Source organism: [Clostridium] cellulosi (assembly GCF_036762875.1).
GTDB classification, from domain to species: Bacteria; Bacillota; Clostridia; order Oscillospirales; family Ethanoligenentaceae; genus Ruminiclostridium_D; species Ruminiclostridium_D cellulosi.
This window is the reverse complement of sequence record NZ_JBAIZF010000007.1, coordinates 45264-51921: the sequence shown is the minus strand read 5'-3', so window position 1 is coordinate 51921 and position 6658 is coordinate 45264. Positions and strand designations below refer to the sequence as shown.

Annotated in this window: 4 protein-coding genes; 3 read left to right on the top strand and 1 reads right to left on the bottom strand. The window is 38.8% G+C overall.

The features are described from left to right. Positions 1-227: 227 nt before the first annotated feature. On the bottom strand, positions 228-1298 hold the full coding sequence (locus V6C21_RS03375) for an ABC transporter ATP-binding protein (RefSeq protein ID WP_479268327.1): 1071 nt from the start codon (positions 1296-1298) through the stop codon (positions 228-230). Positions 1299-1680: 382 nt separating this feature from the next. Between V6C21_RS03375 and V6C21_RS03370 the strand changes: the two genes are divergently transcribed. From V6C21_RS03370 to V6C21_RS03360, 3 genes are all read left to right on the top strand, one after another. After that, positions 1681-2946, top strand: coding sequence for a hypothetical protein (locus V6C21_RS03370; protein WP_479268326.1), 1266 nt, complete (start codon positions 1681-1683; stop codon positions 2944-2946). Between the two features lie 544 nt (positions 2947-3490). Beyond that, a complete protein-coding gene (locus V6C21_RS03365) occupies positions 3491-4954 on the top strand; it encodes a DUF3502 domain-containing protein (protein WP_479268325.1) in 1464 nt (487 codons plus the stop codon). A 165-nt stretch (positions 4955-5119) separates the two neighbouring features. Beyond that, positions 5120-6385, top strand: coding sequence for a hypothetical protein (locus tag V6C21_RS03360; RefSeq protein ID WP_479268324.1), 1266 nt, complete (start codon positions 5120-5122; stop codon positions 6383-6385). Positions 6386-6658 lie beyond the last annotated feature (273 nt).

Below are 6658 nucleotides of genomic sequence, written 5' to 3'. Positions count from 1 at the left end.
AGAACAAACGGATTCTGAAGTACAAGGCAAAGTTTGCTGCATAAAAAGAGCTACCACCATTTGGCAGTAGCTATTCAATAACCATGTTTTAATTATTTCCCTGGTCTACATTGACAGGGGCGGATCACAAAACTTCATGGGCTGTTTTTCTTTGTAATATCAATATTGATTTCTTTTCCGAGATATATTCAGCAAAGCGAAAGCATAGAATATTATTCCGGTTGCGATTAATACGGCAATATGCAGCCACGGCTCAGCAACCCAGTCGCCGTACTTATAAGTAACACCGAGGTCCAGTTTGAACTTATCGTATGATGAAGCCGGCAAATTTGCAAAGCCCGTATCCATTGCCTTGCCCATAAGGAGTTGCCTGAATAGTGCCGCCGCATGTGCACATGGGAAACACTTAAGAACACGTCGTCCATAGTGCCGTGTAATACCTCAAAGCCCTCTATGTAGTTTTTGATGGGCGGCAGTATATCCAGTGCATCAATTGTTGTTTTAATTCTGACATCTAAGAACTCTTCGGATGACTGCCATTTCATATTCTGTTCTTCTAAGTACTTAATTACAGAGTCTTTATGTTCAGCCTTAACTTTAAGCCGTATATGGTCATAGCTATACTTTTCTTTCATCTCATAGGGTGTCCCTTGGGCGACAATAAGGCCATTATCTATTATCACAACATAGTCCGCTTTTGCTGCTTCTTCCATATAGTGAGTCGTCAAGAAGATGGTCATTTTATTTTCTTTTTGGAGTTTTTCAACAGTAGCCCAAATATGTCTCCTTGTTTGAGGGTCAAGACCTGTTGTTGGCTCATCTAAAAACAAAATTTCCGGGGTATTAAGCAAGGCTCTGGCAATATCTGCACGCCGCCTTTGCCCGCCGGAGAGTGAGCCATACTGCCTGTCAATAAAATCTCCAATCTCAGCACATTCGGCAGCTTTTGCAATTGCTTCTTTAATCTCACTTTTCTTCTTATAATAAAAGCCCGCGCGAATTTGTAGATTTTCTCTTACTGTCAGATTCTTGTCCAGTACGCTGTCCTGAAAAACAACGCCGATTTTTTTTCTTATTTGCTCAGCGTCTTTCTCTAAATCATATCCGGCAATGCTAATTTGTCCCTCATCAAATTTGTTGAGCGTACAAAGTATATCAATCGTTGTTGATTTTCCCGCACCATTTGGGCCTAAAAAAGCAAACAGGGAACCTTTCTTGACGGTAAAATCAATGCCTTTTACGGCTTCGACCTTGCCATAAGACTTTTTCAACGAAGAAACCTTGATAATGTCACTCATAGCTTTCATCCTTTCGCGCTTTATAAATCCATTATTATGGTAAGGGCTTCATTGTAGCTTGCAGGATCAACGGATATTTTGTTATTCAACGATGCCTTTGCTATAAATCTCAGTTAATTCTGAACGCCGCAAATTGGCACATGCAGATTTTAATTATGGTTCTGATTATAAAATTATGTATATTATATACAATAATAATTAAATCTGTTTAACTTAAGCATTTATAAAATAATACTATTTTTACATATGATTCGTCAATTCTTTTATGCTACGATCTCAGCACCAATAATAGGAAATATAAAATAATTAATAAAAAATATTTACAAAATCGATTTAGTATAGTTGAATATTGCCAAAGATTGTAGTATAATGCAGGTAATATATGGTGACTGATTACAAGGAGAGCGGTATGACAAAGAAAACGCGCAGACGGGTAATATGGTGTTCTGTAATCGCGGTGGTGGTGCTTGCCGGCGGCGCGGCGGCAGCGGCGGCGCTGCATATACATGTTAAAAGCGAGCAAAGTGACGAAATAGTTTTTGCAAATATCGGTGAGCCCTGCATGGGTAAGTCAGGGTTCTATTATCAAAAACAGAATCAAAATGATAACCGATACTATTATTTCGACTATAATTCAAAAGAAAGTGTGGTTTTATGTAATCGCCCGAATTGCACTCACGAAGATGAAACAACATGCGACGCATATTTTGACGGTATACCGTTGCTTGCACAGTATAACGACAAGTTGTATTTTTTAGTGCCGGGGTACGAAAATTCAGTAATCTATGTGGCAAATTCCGATGGTTCTAACAAAAAGCGGTTGATATCGATAAATGGCAATTTAGGCTTTAGGTTGGCGATTGCGGATAATAAGCTGTTTTATGAAAAAACCGTGCAGCAATATGACGAAAATTTAAATCCGATTGGTAACCCCAAAGTTAGTATCGGTATGTATGATCTGGCGGCACACAAAGACAGTACGCTTACCAAAGTACGAAGTGGTATTGACGCGTCGATAAGACTTCTCGGTTATTACAATAACGCAGTGTACTACATGTACCAGGATAATAAGAAGAAAGCGGATCCCAATATAGATTACAATGAAGCTAACTTGTCATATTTTAAGTCGCTAATAGGCCATCAATCCATATACCGTTATGATATTTCGACCGGCAAAGAGACTGAAATTCTCAATTCGCTTGATAAATTCGGCATTTCGCCAACATTGTATCAGAGTATTTTTTACATGACAACAGACAAATCATCCCATGTTACGACCCTTTACCGATACTTACTTTACAATGATGAACTGCAAATAATTGCATCGGGCAAGGATTTGTATAATGGGATTATAGAATGTGCCGACGGCAAGGTGTTTTATTCGCGCGGCGTTTTTAACGGGAAATCTGTTACATACACGAGTATAAAAACTTCATATGCGTACGACCTGAAAACAGGGAAAAGCACAGAAGTAAAACTTCGCAGCGGAAACGACTGTTATTCTGTAATCGGGGCGTCATCAGACTTAGTCTTTTTCTCGGTTGGGAAAAATGAGGCGCTGACCGGTTCGACTTCTGATTTGAGTTACGCATATATGAATAAGAAAGATTTCTATAAAGGAAAATTGAAATGCACAATAATTAAATGATCTGAAAACCAAAAGCAAAGGATAATGATAAGACAGAAGGAGGCATTTGCTATGAAAATGTAAAAAAGATTGTGAGTACTGTAGTAGCTCTAAGTTTGCTGTCCATAGTTGGACTTTCTTCGTTTGCTATAAGCGAGAAAACCGGATCGATTAATGGGAATTCTGTCGGTGGAGTTTCTGATGTAAAAAGTAATTGGTCGTATACATATTGCAGTGGTGGTTATGGTGTTGCTAATGTAAATGCAACATTTTACTGCGCCGATTCTAGTTGGAAGAGCTATAATCGAACTTTATATGGCAGTTCCTCTCCCGAGACTTCACCTAGTGCAACTGTCATATTAGATATTCCGTCGAACCACCATATGCTGTGCATTTCTGGCCACCACACTGTTACGATAAGTGGTGGTAGCTGGTCAAGTGACACCTATGACTATTAAGCACGACGTCTTTAAGTAAAGATTATTTAAAATATTATCCTTTGCTTTTGACTAGTAGAGCAGCGCGATGCGCTGCTCTACATTTGATTGTGAAAGAGGCGAACTAGATGAAAAAAATTGCTGTTGTTCTGTTAGCTTTTGCTATGTGCTTTACTTTTTTCGGCTGCGGTAATAATACCAGAAAAAATTCTAAGTCGTCAATACATAATTCATCATCAAAAAAGAACGAGCTTGTTTGGATAACAAACAAATATGCTCCCATTGATACGGATTTAGTAAATAAGCTGAACAGTCTGCTGAAAAAAAGGGGATATAATTTCCGTGTCAGTTTCAAGAAAATTGAAGACAACTGGGAATCGTATAGTCTTTTGCCGACAATTATGGAATTAAAGAATTCAGGTCAGCAGGCGGACTTAATTTATTCTGGCGTTGGCAATGCAGACAAGACTGTAAACAACTATTATGATTTTGTAAAAAACGGTATTTATACCGATTTGACGCAAATGCTTTCGACGGAGAGCGGACGGGCAGTGAAAAATGCAATTGATGATAAAATCTGGAAAGGGATAACCGTAAACGGGAAGATATACGGTGTTCGCGTTCAAGGTTATGTGGCAGTACCTGCCGCATTGGGATTCAATAAAGAGATTGTGAATAAGTATCATCTTGATATCTCAAATCCATCCGCAGACCTATGGGATTATGAGGATATGCTCAAAAAGGTCTATGAAGGTGAAAAAACAAACAAAAATTTCAGTGCATTTTTAGCAGTAATTTCAGATAACTGTCTGAACAATTATGACACCATAACCCCAGCGATAGGTATTGACCTTACAGATACGAGCGCTAAAGCAGTAAACATGTATGAACAGGATTATGTAAAGAAGTGGATTATTACAATAAAACGGTTTAGGGATCTCGGATTTATCTGTGATAACGCTGAAAATTATTTCATGCGATATGATTCTGGTTACGGGACAGGTGCAACTGAAGAAAGTGGCAAAAATTTAGTAGATGTTACCATTCAGAAAGTAGGCCCACTATATGCTAAACAATCAACAGTCAACCACGCCATCAACGGAATTGCTTCTTGGTCAGAAAACAAGGAAAATGCCTTTGAGATGCTGAAATTATGTACCACTGACAAAGATATTGCAAATCTACTTGTGTATGGTATCGAAGGGCAGAACTACACGCTGGAAAATGGTAAAGTTATTCCGAATATAAATAAATTACATGCTCCATCGAACCAGATGTTTTTTGCCAACAATCTGCTTCTGTATCCATCACCGAAATTTGGTATGGATTTTTCTAATTATAAAGAGCTCAACGCCTCTGCTAAGGAGTCACCTATACTTGGCTTTTTCTTTGACGACAGCCGTGTCAAAAAAGAGGTTGAGGCTACCGACGCCGTTGTTGCGAAATACTCGGAGCAATTGTGGACCGGCGAGGAAGCAAATGCCGAGGAGGCACTTGCGCAGATGCAGCGTGAGCTCAAGGCGGCAGGCATTGATAAGGTGCTAGATGAGGTGAACCGCCAGATTGAAGCTTGGAAGACTGTAAATAAGTAGATTATTGTTACATCTCGTTGAGGACTTTTTCAGTATCGAATTATGCCAAATACAAATATTTAAATGCTCAAGTTAACTAATAATATAAATAAATGAATAATAATCACAAAGTGTTCTAATAGAAGTTGAATATTGCCAAAGATTGTAGTATAATGCAGGCAATAAATGGCGATTGATTACAAGGAGAGCGGTATGACAAAGAAAACGCGCAGACGGGTAATATGGTGTTCTGTGATTGCGGTGGTGGTGCTTGCCGGCAGCGCGGCGGCAGCGGTGGCGCTGCATATACATGTTAAAAGCGAGCAAAGTGACGAAATAGTTTTTGCAAATATCGGTGAGCCCTGCATGGGTAAGTCAGGGTTCTATTATCAAAAACAGAATCAAAATGATAACCGATACTATTATTTCGACTATAATTCAAAAGAAAGTGTGGTTTTATGTAATCGCCCGAATTGCACTCACGAAGATGAAACAACATGCGACGCATATTTTGACGGTATACCGTTGCTTGCACAGTATAACGACAAGTTGTATTTTTTAGTGCCGGGGTACGAAAATTCAGTAATCTATGTGGCAAATTCCGATGGTTCTAACAAAAAGCGGTTGATATCGATAAATGGCAATTTAGGCTTTAGGTTGGCGATTGCGGATAATAAGCTGTTTTATGAAAAAACCGTGCAGCAATATGACGAAAATTTAAATCCGATTGGTAACCCCAAAGTTAGTATCGGTATGTATGATCTGGCGGCACACAAAGACAGTACGCTTACCAAAGTACGAAGTGGTATTGACGCGTCGATAAGACTTCTCGGTTATTACAATAACGCAGTGTACTACATGTACCAGGATAATAAGAAGAAAGCGGATCCCAATATAGATTACAATGAAGCTAACTTGTCATATTTTAAGTCGCTAATAGGCCATCAATCCATATACCGTTATGATATTTCGACCGGCAAAGAGACTGAAATTCTCAATTCGCTTGATAAATTCGGCATTTCGCCAACATTGTATCAGAGTATTTTTTACATGACAACAGACAAATCATCCCATGTTACGACCCTTTACCGATACTTACTTTACAATGATGAACTGCAAATAATTGCATCGGGCAAGGATTTGTATAATGGGATTATAGAATGTGCCGACGGCAAGGTGTTTTATTCGCGCGGCGTTTTTAACGGGAAATCTGTTACATACACGAGTATAAAAACTTCATATGCGTACGACCTGAAAACAGGGAAAAGCACAGAAGTAAAACTTCGCAGCGGAAACGACTGTTATTCTGTAATCGGGGCGTCATCAGACTTAGTCTTTTTCTCGGTTGGGAAAAATGAGGCGCTGACCGGTTCGACTTCTGATTTGAGTTACGCATATATGAATAAGAAAGATTTCTATAAAGGAAAATTGAAATGCACAATAATTAAATGATCTGAAAACCAAAAGCAAAGGATAATGATAAGACAGAAGGAGGCATTTGCTATGAAAATGTAAAAAAGATTGTGAGTACTGTAGTAGCTCTAAGTTTGCTGTCCATAGTTGGACTTTCTTCGTTTGCTATAAGCGAGAAAACCGGATCGATTAATGGGAATTCTGTCGGTGGAGTTTCTGATGTAAAAAGTAATTGGTCGTATACATATTGCAGTGGTGGTTATGGTGTTGCTAATGTAAATGCAACATTTTACTGCGCCGATTCTAGTTGGA